At 72.0% G+C, this 21741-nt stretch carries 21 protein-coding genes; 11 read left to right on the top strand and 10 right to left on the bottom strand.

Features of this window, described 5'->3' with window-relative positions:
- Positions 1–44: 44 nt before the first annotated feature.
- Positions 45–719 (bottom strand): O-methyltransferase, encoded by a 675-nt coding sequence (locus IE264_RS25345; RefSeq protein WP_015611168.1) that lies wholly within the window; start codon positions 717–719, stop codon positions 45–47.
- Positions 720–896: 177 nt separating this feature from the next.
- On the opposite strand from IE264_RS25345, the gene sigE reads away from it, so the two are divergent.
- The 5 genes from sigE (at position 897) to IE264_RS25320 (ending at position 5978) form a co-directional block, all read left to right on the top strand.
- Positions 897–1655 (top strand): RNA polymerase sigma factor SigE, encoded by a 759-nt coding sequence (sigE, locus tag IE264_RS25340; protein ID WP_179115456.1) that lies wholly within the window; start codon positions 897–899, stop codon positions 1653–1655.
- On the top strand, positions 1652–2719 hold the full coding sequence (locus IE264_RS25335; RefSeq protein WP_032757825.1) for an anti-sigma factor family protein: 1068 nt from the start codon (positions 1652–1654) through the stop codon (positions 2717–2719). Before sigE ends, IE264_RS25335 begins: the two co-directional genes overlap by 4 nt.
- A 122-nt stretch (positions 2720–2841) precedes the next feature.
- Positions 2842–4563 carry a trypsin-like peptidase domain-containing protein gene (locus IE264_RS25330; protein WP_032757826.1) on the top strand — a complete coding sequence of 574 codons (1722 nt, stop codon included), beginning with the start codon at positions 2842–2844 and terminating at the stop codon, positions 4561–4563.
- A gap of 126 nt (positions 4564–4689) precedes the next feature.
- Positions 4690–5187, top strand: coding sequence for a sec-independent translocase (locus IE264_RS25325; protein ID WP_032757827.1), 498 nt, complete (start codon positions 4690–4692; stop codon positions 5185–5187).
- A gap of 125 nt (positions 5188–5312) precedes the next feature.
- Positions 5313–5978 carry a hypothetical protein gene (locus tag IE264_RS25320; RefSeq protein ID WP_015611173.1) on the top strand — a complete coding sequence of 222 codons (666 nt, stop codon included), beginning with the start codon at positions 5313–5315 and terminating at the stop codon, positions 5976–5978.
- A 70-nt stretch (positions 5979–6048) separates the two neighbouring features.
- Here IE264_RS25320 and IE264_RS25315 read toward each other — a convergent pair whose 3' ends face one another.
- Genes IE264_RS25315 through IE264_RS25305 form a run of 3 tightly spaced genes read right to left on the bottom strand, consistent with a single transcriptional unit; the run spans position 6049 to position 9053 of the window.
- Positions 6049–7182 carry an Mrp/NBP35 family ATP-binding protein gene (locus tag IE264_RS25315; RefSeq protein WP_078618755.1) on the bottom strand — a complete coding sequence of 378 codons (1134 nt, stop codon included), beginning with the start codon at positions 7180–7182 and terminating at the stop codon, positions 6049–6051.
- Between the two features lie 43 nt (positions 7183–7225).
- On the bottom strand, positions 7226–7789 hold the full coding sequence (locus tag IE264_RS25310; RefSeq protein WP_015611175.1) for a DUF1003 domain-containing protein: 564 nt from the start codon (positions 7787–7789) through the stop codon (positions 7226–7228).
- Positions 7776–9053 (bottom strand): magnesium transporter MgtE N-terminal domain-containing protein, encoded by a 1278-nt coding sequence (locus IE264_RS25305; RefSeq protein WP_015611176.1) that lies wholly within the window; start codon positions 9051–9053, stop codon positions 7776–7778. The genes IE264_RS25310 and IE264_RS25305 overlap by 14 nt, the downstream gene beginning before the upstream one ends.
- Positions 9054–9217: 164 nt before the next feature.
- Here IE264_RS25305 and IE264_RS25300 point away from each other — a divergent pair, with 164 nt between their 5' ends.
- Positions 9218–9979: a hypothetical protein gene (locus IE264_RS25300; RefSeq protein WP_015611177.1), complete on the top strand. Its 762-nt coding sequence runs from the start codon at positions 9218–9220 to the stop codon at positions 9977–9979.
- 9 nt (positions 9980–9988) lie between these two features.
- Here IE264_RS25300 and IE264_RS25295 read toward each other — a convergent pair whose 3' ends face one another.
- Together IE264_RS25295 and IE264_RS25290 are read right to left on the bottom strand one after the other, a co-directional pair.
- Entirely contained in the window at positions 9989–10510 is a 522-nt protein-coding gene (locus tag IE264_RS25295; RefSeq protein WP_032757828.1) for a hypothetical protein, read from the bottom strand.
- Positions 10511–10539: 29 nt separating this feature from the next.
- On the bottom strand, positions 10540–11667 hold the full coding sequence (locus tag IE264_RS25290; RefSeq protein WP_015611179.1) for a magnesium and cobalt transport protein CorA: 1128 nt from the start codon (positions 11665–11667) through the stop codon (positions 10540–10542).
- A gap of 468 nt (positions 11668–12135) precedes the next feature.
- Here IE264_RS25290 and IE264_RS25285 point away from each other — a divergent pair, with 468 nt between their 5' ends.
- A complete protein-coding gene (locus IE264_RS25285) occupies positions 12136–12720 on the top strand; it encodes a suppressor of fused domain protein (protein WP_015611180.1) in 585 nt (194 codons plus the stop codon).
- Positions 12721–12738: 18 nt separating this feature from the next.
- On the opposite strand, the gene IE264_RS25280 is transcribed toward IE264_RS25285, so the two are convergent.
- Positions 12739–13989, bottom strand: coding sequence for an MFS transporter (locus IE264_RS25280; RefSeq protein ID WP_032757829.1), 1251 nt, complete (start codon positions 13987–13989; stop codon positions 12739–12741).
- Positions 13990–14148: 159 nt separating this feature from the next.
- Here IE264_RS25280 and IE264_RS25275 point away from each other — a divergent pair, with 159 nt between their 5' ends.
- From IE264_RS25275 to IE264_RS25265, 3 genes are all read left to right on the top strand, one after another.
- Positions 14149–14826, top strand: coding sequence for a DUF6758 family protein (locus tag IE264_RS25275; protein ID WP_015611182.1), 678 nt, complete (start codon positions 14149–14151; stop codon positions 14824–14826).
- 162 nt (positions 14827–14988) lie between these two features.
- Positions 14989–15876, top strand: a complete 888-nt coding sequence (locus IE264_RS25270) for a PHP domain-containing protein (RefSeq protein ID WP_032757831.1) — start codon at positions 14989–14991, stop codon at positions 15874–15876.
- A 163-nt stretch (positions 15877–16039) separates the two neighbouring features.
- Positions 16040–16645, top strand: coding sequence for a MarC family protein (locus tag IE264_RS25265; RefSeq protein ID WP_015611184.1), 606 nt, complete (start codon positions 16040–16042; stop codon positions 16643–16645).
- A 114-nt stretch (positions 16646–16759) separates the two neighbouring features.
- On the opposite strand, the gene IE264_RS25260 is transcribed toward IE264_RS25265, so the two are convergent.
- Complete coding sequence (locus IE264_RS25260) at positions 16760–16912, bottom strand: DUF8834 family protein (protein ID WP_015611185.1); 153 nt, start codon at positions 16910–16912, stop codon at positions 16760–16762.
- A 207-nt stretch (positions 16913–17119) separates the two neighbouring features.
- Here IE264_RS25260 and IE264_RS25255 point away from each other — a divergent pair, with 207 nt between their 5' ends.
- The gene (locus IE264_RS25255; protein WP_015611186.1) at positions 17120–18031 is read left to right on the top strand and encodes an NYN domain-containing protein; all 912 of its coding nucleotides are present in this window, start codon (positions 17120–17122) and stop codon (positions 18029–18031) included.
- Positions 18032–18096: 65 nt separating this feature from the next.
- Here the strand turns inward: IE264_RS25255 and IE264_RS25250 are convergent, their stop codons facing one another.
- Positions 18097–18954, bottom strand: a complete 858-nt coding sequence (locus tag IE264_RS25250) for an alpha/beta fold hydrolase (RefSeq protein WP_015611187.1) — start codon at positions 18952–18954, stop codon at positions 18097–18099.
- 354 nt (positions 18955–19308) lie between these two features.
- On the bottom strand, positions 19309–21519 hold the full coding sequence (locus IE264_RS25245) for a DEAD/DEAH box helicase (RefSeq protein ID WP_032757832.1): 2211 nt from the start codon (positions 21517–21519) through the stop codon (positions 19309–19311).
- Positions 21520–21741: the final 222 nt, after the last annotated feature.

Raw genomic sequence — 21741 nt, 5'->3', positions numbered from 1 at the left:
GGGCAGTGGTGCGTCTGCACGCTCTTCAGGCTTTTCCTCAGGCTCTACGGGGTCCGGGAGCGCCGGACCGCGCAGAGCAGCCCGTCGCCGACCGGTAGCAGCGTCGGCATCAGCTCCTGGCTCTCGCGCACCGCGCGCAGCAGCTCCCGCAGCCGCAGCACCTCGGCCGGCTGGGAGGCGGAGTCGACCGTGCGGCCGTCCGCGAAGACGCCCTCGAAGCAGACCAGACCGCCCGGACGCAGCAGGCGCAACGATTCAGCGAGGCAGTCGAGGCTCTCCAGCCGGTCGCCGTCGCAGAAGACGAGGTCGTAACCGCCGTCCGCGAGCCGGGGCAGGACGTCCAGCGCGCGGCCGGGGATGAAACGGGCCCGGTTGGAGGCGAAGCCCGCCTCGCGGAACGCCTCCCGGGCGAACTGCTGGCGCTCGGGTTCCGGGTCCACCGTCGTCAGCACACCGTCCGGCCGCATTCCGTGCAGCAGATAGATGCCGGACACGCCCGTGCCCGTGCCGATCTCCGCCACAGCCTTGGCATCCGCGGCCCCGGCCAGCAGGCGCAGCGCGGCGCCGGTGCCCGGGGACACCGAGCGCAGCCCCAGCTCGCGGGCCCGCTCCCGGGCCCGGTGCAGAGCTTCGTCCTCGGCGACAAAGGCGTCGGCGAGGCCCCAGCTCGTCTGCCGGTTGGCGGTAATGACCCTCTCCTGTCCCCGTAGTTGGCGCAACGGTGACTGTATCCGCTGGACCCGGGAACCCGCAGATGGGACCGGGCGTTGTGCAAGGAGTGGGGAAAGCGCAGCGCCCCGGCCCGCGGATCGGACCGGTGAGCTGCGAGGAAGTCCCGGGCGGCGCCCGGCCCCAGCAGGGAAAAGGCTTATCCGGAGCTAACGGGCGAGGTGGCTATGGTAGGGGCTCCACTGGACACCACCAGAGCCGATAGGGGAGGTGCGGCTGCGCCTGTGGATCGGGGAGGGGTGCTGCGGCGCCTTCTCAGGTCGGCCGGTGAGCCGAAATCCGTGACCAACATTGCTGACCGTTCTTCCGAAAATTCCGCACCGACCGCGACCTTCGCCTCCGATGCGGATCAGGCGTGGACCCCGCCCTCATGGGAAGAGATCGTCAGCACGCACAGCGGTCGCGTGTACCGCCTTGCCTACCGGCTGACGGGTAACCAGCACGACGCCGAGGACCTCACCCAGGAAGTCTTCGTCAGAGTCTTCCGCTCGCTGTCGACCTACACGCCCGGCACGTTCGAGGGCTGGCTGCACCGCATCACCACCAATCTCTTCCTGGACATGGTCCGGCGCAAGCAGCGGATCCGGTTCGACTCGCTCGGCGACGACGCGGCCGAGCGGCTGCCCAGCCGGGAGCCGTCCCCGCAGCAGGTCTTCAACGACACCCACTTCGACGCCGACGTGCAGCAGGCGCTGGACACCCTCGCGCCCGAATTCCGTGCGGCCGTGGTCCTCTGCGACATCGAGGGCCTCAGCTACGAGGAGATCGCCGCGACCCTGGGCGTGAAGCTCGGCACCGTGCGCAGCCGCATCCACCGCGGCCGCTCGCACCTGCGCAAGGCGCTCAAGCACCGTTCGCCCGAAGCCCGCGCCGAGCAGCGCTCCCTGGCGGACGCGGTCCTGGCAGGGGAGGGCGGAACGGCGTGAGCGGCACAGGTCTCACCGGTCCCACCCCGGCCGAAGCGCATCTGGGGGACCGGCTCGCCGCGCTGGTCGACGGCGAGCTCAACCACGACGCCCGTGAGCGGGTCCTCGCCCATCTGGCCACCTGCGCCAGGTGCAAGGTCGAGGCCGACGCCCAGCGGCGCCTCAAGAGCGCCTTCGCGATGTCCGCCGCACCCTCGCCCTCCGAGGGGTTCCTGGCCCGTCTGCAGGGCCTTCCCGGGGGTCCTGGCGGCGACGACACCGGCTCCGGTCGGCCGTTCGGCTCCGGCGGGCCGTTCGCCGACGAGTTCTTCCCCCCGCTGCGCTCCTCCGGCTCCACCCGCCGCGACCCCGCCGCGCCTTCCTCCCCGCTGGACGACTTCGGCTATCTCCCCGCGGCCCACGGCTCCACCGCCGTCCTGCCCGGCGGCTCCGGATCCGCCTTCCGTTTCCACGAGGTGGCCCGGGACGCCGAGCGTTCGCCGTGGCGCGGGCGGCGTTTCGCCTTCGCCGCGGCCGGTGCGGTCTCCCTGGCGGCCATCGCGCTCGGCGGCACCCTGCCGCTGGACTCCGGCCCCGACCCCCTCCTGCGCGCCGAGGGCAGCGGGAACAGCGTGATCCCGCTCGACGCCGAGACCCGCGCCGGGGGATCCACCGAGGCGGTCAGCCGCCGCGGCGGCGCCCAGTCGGTGGGCGGCGGCCGCCTGGCCGTCAACCGGTCGGCTGCCGATGTGTCGTCGACCGGCGGGCACCGGCCCTCGCCCCTGCTCTCCGCCCCGCCGGCAGCCGTCGCCCCGGGGGTGAAGCCGCCCCTGTCGCCCCGGGCGCAGACGACGGCCCCGCCGCCCTTCTCCAGCTCCCCCCTGGGCGGGCACCCCTTCACGTTCCCCGTGCTGAACGTGTCCGTGCCGCCGCTGATACGCCCGACCGGCGGCTCCACCCCGCTGCTCGCGACGGTGCTGGGCGGCGGTTCGACGGCGAAGGCGCTCACACCACCGGTCTCCTCGGACCCGGTCCGGCCGACGCCGACCAACGACCTGGCGAGCCCGCTCCTGCCCCGGCGCTGACCGGGTCCCGGCCGAACGCCGGCCGAACCGGGACGGGACCCTGCGCGGGGATTCGCAAACCTGGTTGAATTCCGGGGAGGGACGCCTCTGTGGGGCGTGCAGAGGCCAGTTGCGGGGAGAGCATGGACGACGGGAAGCCCACCGGGCCGCAGGCGAAGTGGTGGAGCCGCCCCGCCGAGGGGCGGCCGAGCCGCTCCGGGCCGGAGAACCGGAAGCCGGAGACTCAGGCACCGGAGAACCAGGCATCTGAAACTCAGGCACCGGAGAACCAGGTACCGGAGGACCAGGCGCCGGAAGGCCGGGCGCCGGAAGGCCGGGAGGTGCAGCCGTCCCTCCCGTCCGGGCCGCCTCTGCACGAGCCCGACGAGTACAGCACCCCGCCCTACGGCGGCCCCGGACCGTGGGCGCCCGCGCCACCGGTCCAGCGGCCGACCCCGGCCCACGGCACCCCCGTACCGCCCCAGGCCGCACCCCTGCCGCCGCAGCCCTCCCCGGTGGACCCGCAGGCCGCCCCCGTACCGCCGCAGTCCTCGCCCCAGCCCCCGCACCCAGCCCCCGTACCGCCGCAGGGCGCTCCGGAGCAGCCGCCGTACGCGACGACGCACGGGGCCGGTGGGCCGGGGGAGCAGCGGTCCCCGTCCTCGCAGTGGGGCCAGTACGACCCGTGGGGTGCGCCGGGGCAGCCGCTGACCCAGGCGGGACCACCGGCCGGCACCGAGCCGGGGAACCGGAAGAACCGCCGGGGCGGGGCCTTCGCCGGAGTGCTGCTGCTCACCCTCGTGGCCAGCGGTATCGGCGGCGGGGTCGGCGCGTACATCGAGCGCACCGGCGGCCTGACCACCGTCGAGCTGCCCCAGGCCAGTCACGACAACGGCGACCGGGCGCCCGAGAGCGTCGCGGGCATCGCCGCCAGCGCCCTGCCCAGCGTGGTCACCCTGCACGTCAGCGGCACCGCCGAGTCCGGCACCGGCACCGGCTTCGTCCTCGACGCCCGGGGCCACATCCTCACCAACAACCACGTCGTCGCCCCGGCAGGATCCAGCGGGGACATCACCGTGACGTTCAGCAGCGGTGAGACGGCCGCCGCCGAACTCGTCGGCAAGGACAGCGGTTACGACCTCGCCGTCGTCAGGGTCAAGGGAGTCTCGGGCCTCAAGCCCCTGCCGCTGGGCAACTCCGACAACGTCCGGGTGGGCGACCCGGTGGTGGCCATCGGCGCCCCCTTCGACCTGTCCAACACGGTCACCTCCGGCATCATCAGCGCCAAGCAGCGGCCGATCACCGCGGGCGGCGAGAAGGGCGACGGCAGCGACATCAGCTATGTCGACGCCCTCCAGACCGACGCCCCGATCAACCCCGGCAACTCCGGCGGCCCGCTCGTCGACACCCAGGCCCACGTCATCGGCATCAACAGCGCCATCCGCGCCGCCGACAGCGGCAAGGGGACCGAGCGCGGCGGCCAGTCCGGCTCCATCGGCCTCGGCTTCGCGATACCGATCAACCAGGGCAAGCGCGTCGCCGAGGAGCTGATCAACACCGGCAGGGCCACCCACCCGGTGATCGGCGTCACGCTGGACATGAAGTACACGGGCGACGGGGCCAAGGTCGGGGAGAAGGGCCCGGAGGACGGCCCGGCGGTCACCAAGGACGGCCCGGCAGCCAAGGCGGGCATCAGATCCGGTGACGTGATCACCGAGGTCCGGGGCCAGCGGGTGCACAGCGGGGAGGAGCTGATCGTGAAGATCCGCGCCCACCGGCCGGGCGACCGGCTGGAGCTGCGGCTGACCCGTGGGGGCAAGGAGCTGTCCGTCACGTTGACGCTCGGTTCGGCGAGCGGCACGTGAGCGACACGGCAAGGTACCGCCCGGACAGGTTGGCCAGGTACCGTTGAACGGTCCGGGCACTCGTCCCACCTGGCCGGGACCAGACGCAGAAGTCGGGATCAGGCGGAGAACACGAGGAGCAGCTAGGTGTTCAATGACATAGGCGCACTGGAGCTGCTGACGCTCGGGGTGCTGGCCGTACTCGTCTTCGGCCCGGACAAGCTGCCCAAGCTCATCCAGGACGTCACGCGCACCATCCGCAAGATCCGTGAGTTCTCGGACAGCGCCAAGGACGACATCCGCTCCGAGCTGGGCCCGCAGTTCAAGGACTTCGAGTTCGAGGACCTCAACCCCAAGACGTTCGTCCGCAAGCAGCTGATGGACGGCAACGACGACCTGGGGCTGAAGGAGATCCGCGAGAGCTTCGACCTGCGCAAGGAGATCTCCGACGTCACCGACGCGGTCAACGGCCGCACGTCGGCACCGGATTCCGCCAACAGTGCGGCGAACGGCTCGGCGGGCGCGTCGGGCACCGGCACCTCGCCCAGCCTCACCAAGACCGGCGACACCACCCCTGACCTGCTGAAGAAGGCTCCGCAGCAGGCGCAGAGCGAGCGGCCGCCGTTCGACGCGGACGCCACCTGACGCCAGTCGATCCCGACTCGTCCGGACGGTATGGCTATTCTCCATCTGTCCGGTTGCGAGGACGCCCACGCCCGCGGGGGGCGGGCCGCTCCGGATCGGAACTGATCGAGGAGGCGGCCGCTCAGATGGAGACGACGAGTCGGGTGGATACGGACGGTGCCCCTGGCACGGTCACGGCGGAGGAGGTGCCGGCGGCCCGGCGGCGTACCGTCGACGGCTACCTGGAAGCCCCCTTCCCCTGGTACGGGCTGGACGAGGCCTTCACCGGCCCGCGCTGGCTGATGCAGGTCGGCACGGCGGCGGACGGCACGGTGCAGCACGGCTCCACCGGTCATGGCGAGGAGCCCTCGGTGAAGACGGACGGGGCCGCGGCCGAGAAGGAACGCTTCGCGGCCGTCATCACGGTCGCCGCCAGTCCCGTGAGACGCAGCGGTGACGGTACGGGGGTCCTGGACGCCACCACGGTCTCCTCGGCGGCCTGGCTGGCCGGCTCGGGCCTGCTGGCGTACACGTGGCCGCCGCAGATGGACCACGCCCTGCGCGACGACTGGCTGGACCAGCAGACCGAGACGGCGTTCACCCTCGCCGACGACCTCGGCTCCGCGCCCTGGTCGACGCTCTCCCTGCCGGTGGACGGGGTTCCGGTGGAGTTCCACTACCGGGAGTCCGAGTTCGGCTGGGTGCTGGCCGGGTCGGCGCACGAGGGCGTGCACATCGGCGCGTACGGGCGGGGGATGAGCGCGTACGGCCTCGGGTTCGCGGTGATCAAGGACATCGCGGCGTACGCGTAGGCCCGAAGCGTCCGGACGGGCTGGCAGAACCAGCCCGTCCGGCACAGGACGAGCAAAGAGCCGGAGAAGCTCAGAACTTGTTGCGCGGGGTGATCCCCAGCGACATGCCCGACAGGCCGCGCTGACGGCCCCCCAGCTTCTCCGCGATCGCACGCAGCGCCTTGCCGGCCGGGGAGTCCGGGTCCGACAGGACCACCGGCTTGCCCTCGTCGCCGCCCTCGCGCAGCCGCAGGTCGATCGGGATCGAGCCGAGCACCGGCACCTCCGCGCCGACCGTCCGCGTCAGCCCCTCCGCGACCCGGGCGCCACCGCCCGAGCCGAAGACGTCGACCATCTCGTCGCAGTGCGGACACGGCATGCCCGACATGTTCTCCACGACGCCGACGATCTTCTGGTGGGTCTGCACGGCGATGGAACCGGCCCGCTCGGCCACCTCGGCCGCCGCCTGCTGCGGGGTCGTGACGACCAGGATCTCCGCGTTCGGCACGAGCTGCGCCACGGAGATCGCGATGTCACCGGTGCCCGGCGGCAGGTCGAGCAGCAGGACGTCCAGGTCGCCCCAGTACACATCGGCGAGGAACTGCTGGAGCGCCCGGTGCAGCATCGGGCCGCGCCACACCACGGGCGCGTTGCCCGGGGTGAACATGCCGATGGAGATGACCTTCACGCCGTGCGCGGACGGCGGCATGATCATGTTCTCGACCTGGGTGGGCTTGCCGTCCGCGCCGAGCATCCGGGGCACGCTGTGCCCGTAGATGTCCGCGTCCACGACGCCCACCTTCAGCCCGTCGGCCGCCATCGCCGCCGCGAGGTTCACCGTCACCGAGGACTTCCCGACGCCGCCCTTGCCGGAGGCGACCGCGTACACCCGGGTCAGCGAGCCGGGCTGGGCGAAGGGCACCTCCCGCTCGGCGGTCCCGCCGCGCAGCGAGCTCGCCAGGTCCTTGCGCTGCTCGTCGCTCATCACATCGAGGGTGACCTCCACGCGGGAGACGCCCTCGACGCGGGATACCGCCTCCGTCACGTTCCTGGTGATCGTGTCGCGCATCGGGCAGCCGGAGACCGTGAGATACACCGTGACAGCGACTACACCGTCAGGATCGATCTCGACCGATTTCACCATGCCCAGCTCGGTGATCGGGCGGTGGATCTCCGGGTCGTTCACTGTCGCCAGTGCTTCACGCACCGCGTCTTCCGTAGCCATACCGACGATGTTACGGCGCCCGGCCCTACGGGCGGGTAGCCCGTCAGCGGTCGGCTTCGTCACTCTCGGACGCGAGGAGGATCTGCCGGTCCTCCATGTCCCTCACCATGTCCTGGAGCTCCGAGCGGATCCAGTCCCGGGTGGCGACCTCACCGAGGCCCATCCGCAGCGCCGCGATCTCCCGGCTGAGGTACTCGGTGTCGGCGATGGAGCGCTCGTTCTGCTTGCGGTCCTGCTCGTGGGTGACCCGGTCCCGGTCGTCCTGCCGGTTCTGGGCCAGCAGGATCAGCGGGGCCGCGTACGAGGCCTGGAGCGAGAGCATCAGGGTCAGGAAGATGAACGGGTACTCGTCCCACCGCAGATCCTTGGGCGCGTAGATGTTCCACAGCACCCAGACGATGATGATCAGCGTCATCCAGACGATGAACCGCCCGGTCCCCAGGAACCGCGCGATCCGCTCGGAGAACCGGCCGAACGCCTCCGGGTCGTACTCCGGCAGCAGCCTGCGTCGCGGCGACTTCGGCTGGTCGAGCCGGGTGCGCGGCGGGCGCATCAGGCCGGAGGAGCCCGTCGAGGCGGCCTTCGTCCGCTCCTCACGTTCGGCCATGGCGGATGCCCCCCTCGCCGTGGAAGTCGGTCTCGCGCCAGTCCTCGGGCAGCAGGTGGTCCAGGACGTCGTCCACGGTCACCGCGCCCAGCAGGGAGCCGCTCTCGTCCACGACGGGCGCCGAGACCAGGTTGTACGCGGCCAGATAGCTGGTCACCGTCGGCAGCGGGGTGTCCGGGGGCAGCGGCACCAGGTCGCTGTCGACGATCGAGCTGACCAGGGTGAACGGCGGATCGCGCAGCAGCCGCTGGAAGTGCACGGTGCCCAGGTACTTGCCGGTCGGCGTCTCGTCGGGGGAGCGGCACACGTACACCTGTGCGGCGAGCGCGGGGGAGAGGTCCGACTGACGGACCCGGGCGAGCGCGTCGGCCACCGTGGCGTCCGGGCGCAGCACGATCGGCTCGGTCGTCATCAGACCGCCCGCGGTCCGCTCCTCGTACGCCATCAGACGCCGTACGTCGGCGGCGTCGCCCGGCCGCATCAGGGTCAGCAGCCGCTCCTTGTCCTCCTCGGGCAGCTCCGAGAGCAGGTCGGCCGCGTCGTCCGGGTCCATCGCCTCCAGGACGTCGGCGGCCCGCTCCTCCTTGAGCTTGCCGAGGATCTCCACCTGGTCGTCCTCGGGCAGCTCCTCCAGGACGTCGGCCAGCCGGTCGTCGTCGAGTGCGGAGGCCACCTCGACCCGGCGCTTGGGTGAGAGGTGGTGCAGGGCGTTGGCGACATCCGCCGGGCGCAGCCGTTCGAAGGTGGCGACCAGGTTCTCGGCGCCCTGCCCGTGCTCCTCCAGCGAGAAGCCGCTGACCGCCGACCACTCCACCGTCAACGTCTCGCCCTTGCGGCGCAGCGCCCCGCCGCGCCCCTTACGGACGAAGTACTTGTCGATCTCCCAGTCCCGGCGGGCGGGCAGCTGCTGGATCGCCACGTCCAGGACGGTGACCTCCTCGTCGCTCTCCACCAGCCGCACCCGGCGGTCGAGGAACTCGCCGAGGACGAGCCGTTCGGTGGGCCGCTGCTCGAAGCGCCGCATGTTGACCACGCCGGTCGTGATGACCTGGCCCGATTCGACGCCCGTCACCCGGGTCATCGGCAGGAAGATCCGCCGCCGGCTGACCACCTCGACGACCAGACCCAGGATGCGCGGCGGCCGTCCGCCGACCCGCAGCATCGCCACCAGATCGCGGACCCGGCCGACCTGATCCCCGTTCGGGTCGAACACCGGCACCCCGGAAAGATGCGAGACGAAGACCCGAGGGGCTCCTGCCGCCATGCTCCGCCTCCTTCTCCGTGCCGCCGTACGCCATGATCAGGCTAGCCGTTGCCGTGGTGGAGCGCCCCGGCGGACCCGTCCGTACGGCTGGCTGCCGGGCGGTGCGCGGTCCCCGGGTACGCTGCGCTCTGCCCCCCCGATCGCAGTTGAGAGGCAGTACGCCCGTGACCTCTTTTGCCCCGGCCGTCCGGAATCATCGCCGGACCGCCCTCGCAGTCGTGCTCTGCGGCGGGCTCGTCGCGGCCCTCACCGCCTGCGCGGGCGAGGACCCGGACAAGGGGACCAACGGTGTCGGGAAACTCTCGGCGGAGCAGATCGACAACAAGGCCAGGGCGGCGGCCGACAGCGCCGACGGGGTCCGGCTGGCGGGCACCCTGGTGAGCAAGGGCGGCACCTACATGCTGAACATGAAGCTCAGCGACAAGGGCGGCACGGGGTCGGTCTCCTCCAAGAAGCGGAGCTTCGTGCTCCTGCGGATCGAGGACGAGCTCTTCATCAAGGCCGACGCCGACTTCTGGATCCACGAGGAGGGCGGCAAGGCGGGCTCCTCCGACCAGGAGGCCGCCGAGAAGCTGGGCGGCAAGTACGTGAAGGTCCCCCAGGACGACCCCAGCTACCGCCAGCTGCGCGGCTTCACCGACAAGAAGGTTCTGCTCGACGGCCTGCTGACGCTGCACGGCACCCTGAACAAGGGCGCCCGGGACACGGTCACCGGCCACCGCACCATCCAGCTCCTGGGCGGCAAGGGCGAGGGCGGCGCGCTCGACGTCTCCCTGGAGGGCAAGCCGTACCCGGTACGGGTGGCCCGCGGCGGCGGCGGAGGCACCGTCACCCTGGCCGACTGGGGGCGCACCGTCCCGCTGGAGGCCCCGCAGGACGACGACACCGTCGACTACGGCGGCAAGCTCCCCAAGTCCTCCGGCTGAGCGGCCCCCTCAGCGCCCCCGGCGCCGCTTCAGCAGCAGCCGGGGCAGCGCGGCGGGTGCGGGCTGCCGCGTGGTCGCCCCGGTCGGCAGCGGGGCCGCGGCCAGTGAGGTGTCCGGCAGGTCCGTGCTGACCGCCTCGGGCGTCAGGCGCACCACCGTGCACTCCTTCGCCCAGCGCTCCGTCATCACCTCGGCGTCCGGCGCGTTCAGCCGCTTGCCCTTCAGCTCGGCGACGGCCTCCTCCCACTCCTCGGAGTGCGGCGCCACCACCCGTACCCCCGCCGTCCAGGCGACGATCCGGCCGCCCTTGTCCTTGCTGCGTACGGTGACCTCGGCGTGGCCGCCGTCCGTCAGGCCCTCGGGCAGTGGCTGCTCGCCGGGGCCGTCCCCGACGAGGTGGGCCGCGCCCTCGTGCCAGACGTGCCACACGGCGCGGGCGGGCCCGGCGGCCCTGACCCAGATGAGACCGGACTTCTTCGTGGCCTCCTCGACGAGGGCCTTCTCCAGCAGCGCGTCGGCAGCATCACTCATGGCCGGGAGCTTAGACCGGCCGGCACCGCTCAGAGCCAGCCGTTGCGCTTCAGGATGCGGTGGATGGAGAAACAGACCGCGCCGATGACGCCCAGCACCAGCGGATAGCCGTACCTCCACTCCAGCTCCGGCATGTAGTCGAAGTTCATGCCGTAGACCCCGCAGATCATCGTGGGCACGGCGATGATCGCCGCCCAGGAGGTGATCTTGCGCATGTCCTCGTTCTGGGTGACGGTCGCCTGCGCCAGATTGGCCTGGAGGATCGAGTTCAGCAGCTCGTCGAAGCCGAGGACCTCCTCCTGGACCCGGGCGAGGTGGTCGGCGACGTCCCGGAAGTACTTCTGGATGTCCGGGTCGATCAGCCGCATCGGCCGCTCGCTCAGCAGCTGCATCGGCCGCAGCAGCGGCGAGACGGCCCGCTTGAACTCCAGCACCTCACGCTTGAGCTGGTAGATCCGCCCCGCGTCCGAACCGCGCCGGCCGCCCTTCGCCGGGGTGGAGAAGACATCGATCTCCACCTCGTCGATGTCGTCCTGCACCGCCTCCGCCACCGCGATGTACCCGTCGACGACATGGTCCGCGATGGCGTGCAGCACGGCGGACGGGCCCTTGGCGAGGAGCTCCGGATCGTCCTGGAGGCGGTGGCGCAGGGCGCGCAGGGAGCCCTGGCCGCCGTGCCGGACGGTGATGACGAAGTCCCGGCCGGTGAAGCACATCACCTCGCCGGTCTCCACGACCTCGCTGGTCGCGGTCAGCTCGGCGTGCTCCACGTAGTGGATCGTCTTGAAGACCGTGAACAGCGTGTCGTCGTACCGCTCCAGCTTGGGCCGCTGGTGGGCGTGGACGGCGTCCTCCACGGCGAGCGGGTGGAGTCCGAACTCCCGGGCGATGCCCGCGAATTCCTCCTCCGTCGGCTCGTGCAGGCCGATCCAGGCGAAGCCGCCCTCCTCGCGCACCTGAAGCATCGCCTCGTGCGGGGTCGGGGCCGTGGTTCCCTCCAGGCGGCTGCCGTCGCGGTAGACCGCGCAGTCGACGACGGCGCTGGAGGCGGAGGGGTCGCGGGTGGTGTCGTACCCGCTGTGGGGGGCGCTGTTCTTACGGAGGGAGGGACGCAGGGACGGGCGCACGGCGGCGCGCAGGTCACGGATCATCGACATGGCTGGCTCCTTCACGGAGGGCCGTCGGCGAGGGCGTGGAACAGCCCGGAATGGGGACGTGTGCTCACGTCCGCAAAGCGGGCTCCACCGCGCAGGCGCGATGACGGCGTTCGCAACAGACAGGCAAAAGAACGAGAGACTCTTCCGCGGATTCCTGGAGCTCTTCCGCGGTGCGAACGACCGTCCACGGGCCATCGGCAATGGCCGACGAGTCGTCAGTTCAACGGGGAGTTCAGCGAGAAGTTCAGCAGGAAGGGCGGTAAGCGGAAGAGTGATCGGTACTGCACGGTCGACTTGGATCCATAGCAGTCCCCACCTCCTCCGGCCGGTCCCCCGTGGGGGACGACGTGTCGTCGGGACAAAGAGAGCGACGCTTCTGCGCGCTGTCCCGACCGGCGGCCAGGCTATCAGCCGTCCCAGGCCGAATCCCTTACTTTGCCCACTCCATGCGCACTCTATGCTCGCCGGATGGCAGAAATTCTCGCTCTGGTCGAAGCCCGGCTCCGCTCGGCCCTCGGGGAACCGGACGCCCGCGCCGATGTGACGTTCCTCGGCACGGACCGTATCGAGGTGCTCCGCTTCCTCGACGGCGATGTGGTGCGCTACGCCACGCTCGGCATGTCCGGGCAGCCGATGGCCGACCCCACCTCACCGCTCGCCGACCCGGTGAAGGGCCCCCGCGCCGAGCTGGTCCTGTCGGTACGGGTGGGGCTCGCCGACACCGACCAGGTGCTGCGCCCCCTCGCCGTACTGGCCGCCTCCCCGCAGGTCGAGGGGCTCATCGTGGCGCCGGGGGCCTCGCTGGACCTGGGTGACCCGCTCTGGACGGGCGCGCCCTTCACCTCGGTGCTGGTGGCGGAGTCCGGGGGGCTTGTGGAGGACCTGGAGCTGGACGAGCCGATGGATCCGGTGCGGTTCCTGCCGCTGCTGCCGATGACCCGCAACGAGGCCGCCTGGAAGCGGGTGCGCGGGGCGCAGGAGCTCCAGGAGCGGTGGCTCACGCACGGTACGGACCTGCGCGACCCGCTGCGCACGTCCGTACCGCTGGACTGAACCCGCCCGTACGAAGGGTCAGTCGGCGAAGACCGTCACGCCGTCCTCCAGGGCGTGGACCGGCTCCAGCTCCTCGGCCTCGTGGGTCAGCGCCGTACGCCGTACGCCCACGACGGCTGCTCCGGCGAGGGCGGCGAGCGCGGCCACCACGAACGGGATGTGGACGTCGCTCCACTCCTCGATCTTCGGGGCGAGGAAGGGGGCGGCCGCCGCTGCGAACCAGCGGACGAAGTTGTACCCGGCGCTCGCCACCGGGCGCGGCGCGTCCGAGACCCCGAGGGCCAGCTCGGTGAAGACGGTGTTGTTCATGCCGATGAAGGCACCGGAGACGATCGTGGCGCCGATCGCCGTGCTGTGGCTGCCGTAACCGAGGACCAGCAGGTCGACGGCGAGCAGCACCAGCGAGGCCCCGAGCACCTTGAGCGAGCCGAAGCGGCGCTGGAGGCGCGGGGCCACCAGCACGGAGAAGACCGCGAGCAGCAGGCCCCAGGCGAAGAAGACCGCGCCGGACTTGTACGGGGTCATGTCCAGCACGAACGGCGTGAAGGCCAGGATCGTGAAGAACGCGTAGTTGTAGAAGAAGGCCGAGGCGGCCACCGAGGCCAGACCGCCGTGGCCGAGCGCCTTGAGAGGGTCGAGCAGTGAGGTCTTGCGGGCGGGCTTCGGCTGCTCCTTGAGGAACGCGGCGATGCAGAGGAAGCCGATCGCCATCAGCGCCGCCGTGCCGAAGAACGGATAGCGCCAGCTGGCGTTCCCGAGCAGGGCGCCGAGCAGCGGCCCGCACGCCATGCCGAGGCCGAGCGCCGACTCGTACAGCAGGATCGCGGCGGAGCTGCCGCCCGCCGCCGCTCCGACGATCACCGCGAGCGCGGTGGAGACGAAGAGGGCGTTGCCCAGGCCCCAGCCCGCCCGGAAGCCGACGAGTTCGGCGACGGAGGACGAGGTGCCGGAGAGCGCGGCGAAGACGACGACGAGCGCGAGACCGGCGAGCAGGGTCCTGCGGCCGCCGATGCGGCTGGAGACGAAGCCGGTGACGAGCATCGCGACGGCGGTGATCAGGAAGTACGAGGTGAACAGCAGCGACACCTGACTGGGTGTGGCGTCCAGCCCCTGGGCGATGGACGGCAGGATCGGGTCCACCAGGCCGATCCCCATGAAGGCGACCACCGAGGCGCCCGCCGTGGCCCAGACGGCCTTCGGCTGGCGCAGGATGCCGGTCGCCGTCGACCCTTCGTCGAACGGGTCCTCTCCTTGCCTCAATCCCTGCATGGGTCGGCTCCCTCTCTCCTCCTGGTCGATGCGTTATGCACAGATTAAGTTAGGCGATCTAATAAATGCAAGTTACATCTACTTTCCCGGGTGGCAGCCACGCTGCGGACGGGTGATCGTCCTTGACGGGGCGACCGGCGGGGAGGACGGTTGGGCCCTATGAGGGGCGAACCCAGTTGCCCGAAGTGCGGTGGCCGGGTCAGGGCGCCCGGACTCTTCGTCGACGCCTGGCAGTGCGCCGTGCACGGCCAGGTGCACCCGATGCAGCCGGTCGTCCCACCGAGCGTCGAGGCGCTCGGCGTCGTGGTGCACCGCTCGCAGGTGCCCGTCTGGATGCCCTGGCCGCTCCCCGTGGGCTGGCTCTTCACCGGCGTGGCCTGCGCGGGTGATGACCGCAGCGGCGGACGCGCGACCGTCGTCGCCTGCTCGGGTCCCGGACCGCTTGGGGGCATGGGTGAGCTGCTCCTGGTCGCCGAGGAGCTCGGCGTCGGACTCGGTGCCCGGTACGCCGGGATCGACGGCCTCGACCCCGGCCACCACCTGGACGTCGACTCCGCCCCCGACGCCAAGGTGCACGCCGCCGGCCGACCCACCCCGCTCTGGCACGTCAGGAACGCCCCGGAGGACCGGGCGGTCTTCGCGGGGGAGGCGCGCGGCCTCTGGCTCTGGGCGATCCTGTGGCCGGAGCAGTCGGGGCTGCTGATGTACGACGAGCTGGTGCTGACCGATCTGCGCGACGCCGGGGGAGAGGTGGACCTCGTCCCGTGCGGCGCGCTCACCCCGCGCCTGCTCGCCGCCCCGGAGACACCGCCGCGGCAGGGGCCGGGGCGGCGGTAGCCCGCGCGGGGAGGGGTGAACGCGGCCGGACCCGGGCGTGAGCGCGGCCGGACCCGGGATTCAGCGCGGCGGGACCGAGGGTTCGGCGCGGCCGGGGGCCCGGTGGCGGCGGTTATCCTTGAGCGGTCCCCCGTCCGCCCGCGAGCCCCGGAGTCAAGCGTCGTGCGCATCGACCTGCACACCCACTCCACCGCTTCGGACGGTACGGACACCCCCGCCGAGCTGGTGGCCAACGCCGCCGCCGCGGGCCTGGACGTCGTCGCGCTCACCGACCACGACACCGTCGGCGGCCACAAGCAGGCCATCGACGCGCTGCCCGAAGGGCTCACCCTGGTCACCGGCGCCGAGCTCTCCTGCCGCGTCGACGGCGTGGGCATGCACATGCTGGCGTACCTCTTCGACCCCGCCGACGCCGAGCTGGAGCGGGCCCGGGAACTCGTCCGCGACGACCGGGTGCCCCGCGCCCAGGAGATGGTCCGCAAGCTCCGCGCCCTCGACGTGCCCATCACCTGGGAGCAGGTCGCCCGCATCGCCGGGGACGGCTCGGTCGGCCGCCCGCACGTCGCCGCCGCCCTCGTCGAAATCGGGGTCGTACCCACCGTCTCCGACGCCTTCACGGCCGACTGGCTGGGCAACGGCGGCCGGGCCTACGCCGAGAAGCACGAGTTCGACCCCTTCGAGGCGGTCCGGCTCGTCAAGGCGGCCGGCGGAGTCACCGTCTTCGCCCACCCGGCCGCCTCGAAACGCGGTGAGGTGGTCCCCGAGGCCACGATCGCCGCGCTCGCCGCAGCGGGTCTCGACGGCATCGAGATCGACCACATGGACCACGACGAGCCCACCCGGGCCCGGCTGCGCGGCCTCGCCCGGGAGCTGGAGCTCCTGCCCACCGGCTCCAGCGACTACCACGGCAGCCGAAAAACCGTAGCGCTCGGCGAGTACACCACCGACCCCGAGATCTACGGCGAGATCACCCGGCGCGCCACGGGAGCCTTCCCGGTGCCGGGCGCCGGTGGACCCGGCCGCCGCCAGGGCGTGTCCGGCGGATCCTGACCGGGTCGGCCCTGATCCGCCGGACACGCCCTGGGGCTCACCCTCCCCCCCCGCACCACGTCCCACTCCTCGCGCGCCCTTTGACCTGCCGTCGTATGCCGACGGCCGCCCACCGGGCCCGCGCACCCCCCGTACCGCCCGCTCTTCTCTCGCAAGGCTCACTGTGTTCGACGTCGCTGTCTTCGGATCCCTTTTTCTCACCCTTTTTGTGATTATGGATCCGCCCGGGATCACCCCGATCTTCCTCGCCCTCACCGCGGGCCGCCCTGCCAAGGTCCAGCGCAGGATGGCGCTCCAGGCCGTCGCGGTCGCCTTCGGTGTGATCGCCGTCTTCGGTCTGCTCGGCCAGCAGATCCTCGACTACCTGCATGTCTCCGTGCCCGCCCTGATGATCGCGGGCGGGCTCCTGCTGCTGCTCATCGCGCTGGATCTGCTGACCGGCAAGACGGACGAGCCGACGCAGACCAAGGACGTCAACGTGGCGCTCGTACCGCTGGGCATGCCGCTGCTGGCCGGTCCCGGTGCGATCGTCTCGGTCATCCTGGCCGTGCAGCACGCCGACGGCTTCGGCGGTCAGCTCTCCGTCTGGTCCGCGATCGTGGCCATGCACGTGGTGCTCTGGCTGGCGATGCGCTACTCGCTGGTGATCATCCGGATCATCAAGGACGGCGGGGTGGTCCTGGTGACCCGGCTCGCCGGAATGATGCTCTCGGCCATCGCCGTCCAGCAGATCATCAACGGTGTCACCCAGGTCGTCCAGAACTCCTGAGGCCCGCACGGGTGCCCTCCGGACACCACAGCGCCCCCGCACGGACCATCCGTGCGGGGGCGCTTCGTCTTTAGCGGCGCAATGCGTAATCAGGCGTCAGAAGCCCATGGAGCGTTACGAAGCCGAGCTTTCGGCGGGCCGGATGTAGATGCGCTGGCCCATGGCTGCGGCCTGCTGCACGATCCGGTTGACGGAGGCGGCGTCCACGACGGTGCTGTCCACGGCGGTACCGTCGACGTCGTCGAGTCGCATGATCTCGAAGCGCATATGGCTTCCCTTCGTCTGATCCTCCTGCTGGAGAACTACTGGCACGGGCGATGTGACCTACCCGCAAGGATAGGAACGCGAGGCTTCCCTCGCGTTCCACGAGTGTTACAACGGCTTGCCCGGTACAAACATTCCCTACGCTAAGGAAATTTTTTGGATGCCTAAGTACCCGTCGGTAGCCACCCATACACAGACCATGAGGTTCGCATGAGCGCGGCCGACCCGCAGCTTCCCCGCCAGGCCGAGATCGCCGAGCGCCTGGACCGCACCAACGAGCTGCTCCAGCGCATGCTCGTCGAGGTCTCCAAGACCCCCTCGACGCACGCCATCTTCGTGGACGCGGGCTATGTGTACGCCGCGGCCGGGCTGCTCGTCACCGGCACCGAGGACCGGCGCTCCTTCGATCTCGACGCCGAGGGGCTGATCGAGGCCTTCATCGACAAGGCCCGCACGATCTTCGCGGACAGCCGGCTGCTGCGCGTCTACTGGTACGACGGGGCCAGGCGCCGCATCCACACCACCGAGCAGCAGGCCATCGCCGAACTCCCCGACGTCAAGGTGCGGCTCGGCAACCTCAACGCCAACAACCAGCAGAAGGGCGTCGACTCCCTCATCCGCACCGACCTCGAATCGCTCGCCCGGCACCGCGCCATCAGCGACGCGGCCCTCATCGGCGGCGACGAGGACCTGGTTTCGGCGGTCGAGGCGGCGCAGGGCTACGGGGCGCGCGTCCACCTCTGGGGCATCGAGGCCGGCGAGGGCCGCAACCAGGCCGAGCCGCTGCTCTGGGAGGTCGACAGCCAGCGCACCTTCGACCTCGACTTCTGCCGCCCCTACGTCACCCGCCGCCCGGTCACGACGTACGAGGACGACACCCCGGCCCCCTCGCGGGAGGACGTCCGCTTCGTCGGCGCCCAGATCGCCGCCGCCTGGCTCGCCGCCCGCGGCCGGGAATCCCTCGCCGACCTGCTGCCCGGCCACCCCTACCTGCCGGGCTCCGTCGACCAGGACCTGCTGGTCGAGGCCGAACGCCTGCTCCAGCACTCACTGCGCGGCCACGCGCATCTGCGCCGGGCGCTGCGCGACGGGTTCTGGCAGCACTTGCAGTCGCAGTACTGAGCCATTGCGGTGCGGGGGCGGCCCCCTGCCGTACGGAAGTGCTGCGGGGGGCCGTCTGCGGCGGCTCAGGCCCCGTCCACGCTGTCCCAGAACGCGGCGAGCGCCTCGGCGGTCTCGTGCGGCCTGGCGGTGTTGGGGGAGTGCTCGGCCCCGGCGATCGTGGTGCGGCGCGCACCGAGGCGCCGGGCCATCGCGTCGAACTGCTCCACCGGCCATACGTCGTCGCGCTCGCCGGACAGGACGTGGACGGGCAGATGGAGGGCGGCCAGCTCGTCCACCCGGTCCGGTTCGGTGCGCAGCTGGGCGCCGGTGGCGATCAGCTGCGCCGGGCGGTGACGCAGCCAGCGCCGGCGCATATCCTCGCCGTCGCCGGTGTCCGCGTCCTGCGGCGGGTCCAGGGCCCGCATCGCCTCCCACACCTCGTCCATGGAGAGCACGGACAGGGCGTCACCCAGCATCTTCACCTTGTCCCGCTGGGCGGCGACGACCTCGGCGGGGCCGGAGGACATCAGCGTCAGCGAGCGGAACGGGGTGGCGTCCAGCAGGACGGCCGCGCGGGAGATCTGGCCGCCCAGCGAGTGCCCGAGCAGGTGCAGCGTTCCGCCGCCCTCGGTCAGCGCCGCCGCCTGGGCGAGCACGTCCCGGGCCAACTCCCCTTGTGCGTAGGGCTCCTGCTGGTCCGTCCCCTCGGACTCGTACTGTCCGCGCCCGTCGACGGCGACCACGCGGTACCCGGCCGCGCACAGCGGTTCGAGCAGGGCGATGAAGTCCTCCTTGCTGCCGGTGTACCCGGGCAGCAGCAGGGCGGTGGCGCGGGCGGTCCCGGCCGGGACGGCGTCCAGGACGGCGAAGTCCCCGCGCTCGGTACGCAGGACGCGTCGGGTGGCGCAGGGGGGCGGGGTGAAGGTGGGCGGCCGGCTCATGGGGCGAGGCTATCCCCGCCGCCGGGCCCGGGGCGCCACGGGGCGGGGCGAGCCGCCGGCCCGGGGCAGCCGGGGCACTATAGGGCGGGCCGAGCAGCCGTGCCGGGGCGCCACGGGGCAGGCCACGCCACCGTGCCAGGTGGCAGTGCTGGGGGCGCCGTCGGCCCGGGGCACCAACGGGGCAGGCCGTGCCGCCGTGCCGGGCCGCAGGGCCGGGGGGCGCCGTCGGCCCCGGGCGCCATCAAGCAGGCCGAGCCCTCCGTGCCGTGCCGAACCGCCGCCGGGCAGCGGAACGGCCCCGGCCCCCGCAGGTGCGGGGGCCGGGGCCGTAGGTGGAGCGGGTGGAGCAGGCTGTCAGCTCTCGGTCGTCGCCGTCGCCTTGCCCGCGGCGCGGGTGGCGCGGCGGCGGCGCGGCTTGGCCTCGGCGGCGGCCTCGCTCACCACGGCCTCGGCCTCGGAGACCACAGCGGCCTCCTGGACCGCGGTCGAGGTGACGCTGCGGGTCGCCCGGCGGCGGCGCGGCTTGGCCTCGGTCTCCGCCTCGGCGGCGGCCGGAGCCTCCGGCGCGACGGCCTCGACGGGGGCCGCGGCCTTCGCCCTCGACACCCTCTTCGGCTTCGACTCGGCCTTGGGCGTCGACTCCGCCTTCGTACCGGCATCGGCCTTCGGCGCGGTCTCCGCCTTGGGCTTCGACTCCGCCTTCGGGCGGCTCGTGGTGCGCGCCGGGCGACGGCGGGACTTCGCATCCGGCTCCGGCTCGGAGGCCGGGGCGATCTGGAAGTCCACCTCGTCGGCAGGCTTCACGATCCGGGTGCGGCGGCGCGGCTTGGTCGCGACCGGCTCGGCGACCGGCTCCGCGATGCCCGCGGCGACCGCCACGGTCTGGAACCCGGCCTCCACCGGAGCGGCGGCGGCAGGAACCTGCGCCACCGGCTCGGCCACCGGCTTCACCGCGGCGCGGCTGCGACGGCGGCGCGGCTTGGCCTCCGCGACCGGCTCGGCCTCGGCGACGACCGGGGCAGCGGCCTCGGCCACCACGGGGACGGCGGTCTCGACGGCCGGAGCCACCGGAGCCGGAGCCTCGGCGACCGCCACGGCCGCCTCGGTCACGGTCTCGGCCGCGGTGAGCCGCGTACGGCGACGGCGGCGCGGGGTGCGGGGACCCTCGGGGGCCTCGTCGCCGGCCGGGGTGACCGGGGTGGCCTCCTTGGCGGGCGCGGGGACCGTCGCGGTGCCCTCCTCCGTGGAACCGCCACGGGTGCGGCGGCGCTGACGCGGCGTACGCGTACGGGGCTCGCGCTCCTCACGGGCCGGAGCGGGTGCGGCTGCGGACTTGCGGCCGCGGCCGCCGGTCTCGCCGAGGTCCTCGACCTCCTCCGCGCGCAAACCGGCACGGGTCCGCTCGCCACGCGGCAGGACACCCTTGGTGCCCGCCGGGATACCGAGCTCCTCGAAGAGGTGCGGCGAGGTGGAGTACGTCTCCGGCGGGTCCGGGAACTTCAGGTCCAGTGCCTTGTTGATCAGCTGCCAGCGCGGGATGTCGTCCCAGTCGACCAGCGTGATCGCGATGCCCTTGGCGCCCGCGCGGCCGGTGCGGCCGATGCGGTGGAGGTAGGTCTTCTCGTCCTCCGGCGACTGGTAGTTGATGACGTGGGTCACACCCTCGACGTCGATGCCGCGCGCGGCGACGTCGGTGCAGACGAGGACGTCGACCTTGCCGTTGCGGAAGGCGCGCAGCGCCTGCTCGCGGGCGCCCTGGCCGAGGTCGCCGTGGACCGCGCCGGAGGCGAAGCCGCGCTTCTCCAGCTGCTCGGCGATGTCGGCGGCCGTCCGCTTCGTGCGACAGAAGATCATCGCGAGCCCGCGGCCGTCGGCCTGGAGGATGCGGGAGAGCATCTCCGGCTTGTCCATGTTGTGCGCGCGGTAGACGTACTGCGCGGTGTTCTTGACGGTCGTGCCCTCGTCGTCCGGCGAGGTGGCGTTGATGTGCGTCGGCTGCGACATGTAGCGGCGGGCGAGGCTGATGACGGCACCGGGCATGGTGGCCGAGAACAGCATCGTCTGGCGCTTGGGCGGCAGCATCGTGATGATGCGCTCGACGTCGGGCAGGAAGCCCAGGTCCAGCATCTCGTCGGCCTCGTCGAGGACGAGCCCGCGGATGTGGGAGAGGTCGAGCTTGCGCTGGCCCGCCAGGTCCAGGAGCCGGCCCGGGGTGCCGACGATCACGTCGACGCCCTTCTTGAGGGCCTCGACCTGGGGCTCGTAGGCCCGGCCGCCGTAGATCGCGAGAACGCGGACGTTACGGACCTTGCCGGCGGTCAGCAGGTCGTTGGTGACCTGCTGGCACAGCTCACGGGTGGGGACGACGACGAGCGCCTGCGGCGCGTCGGTCAGCTGCTCGGGCGTGGCGCGCCCCGCCTCGACATCGGCGGGGACGGTCACGCGCTCCAGGAGGGGGAGTCCGAAGCCGAGCGTCTTGCCGGTGCCGGTCTTGGCCTGGCCGATGACGTCGGAGCCGGAGAGCGCTACGGGGAGCGTCATCTCCTGGATGGGGAAGGGGGACATGATGCCGACCGCCTCAAGGGCTTCGGCCGTCTCGGAAAGAATACCGAGGTCTCGGAACGTAGTCAGGGTGCTGCCTCTTCTGTGAGACGCGGTCCGAGGCGAACGCTGGGGGTCGTACCGTGCCGGGGTTGGTCATCCGGCCGTGGATGGGCCGGGTGGCGCGGGACCACTGCCGTCGCTCGAGCGCTCGTGCCGCTGAGGGGGCCCCTCATCTGCAGTCGT

This window comes from Streptomyces microflavus, from assembly GCF_014650075.1.
GTDB classification, from domain to species: Bacteria; Actinomycetota; Actinomycetes; order Streptomycetales; family Streptomycetaceae; genus Streptomyces; species Streptomyces microflavus.
Note: the sequence above shows the minus strand (reverse complement) of the source record. Positions and strands in the feature narration are given on the sequence as shown.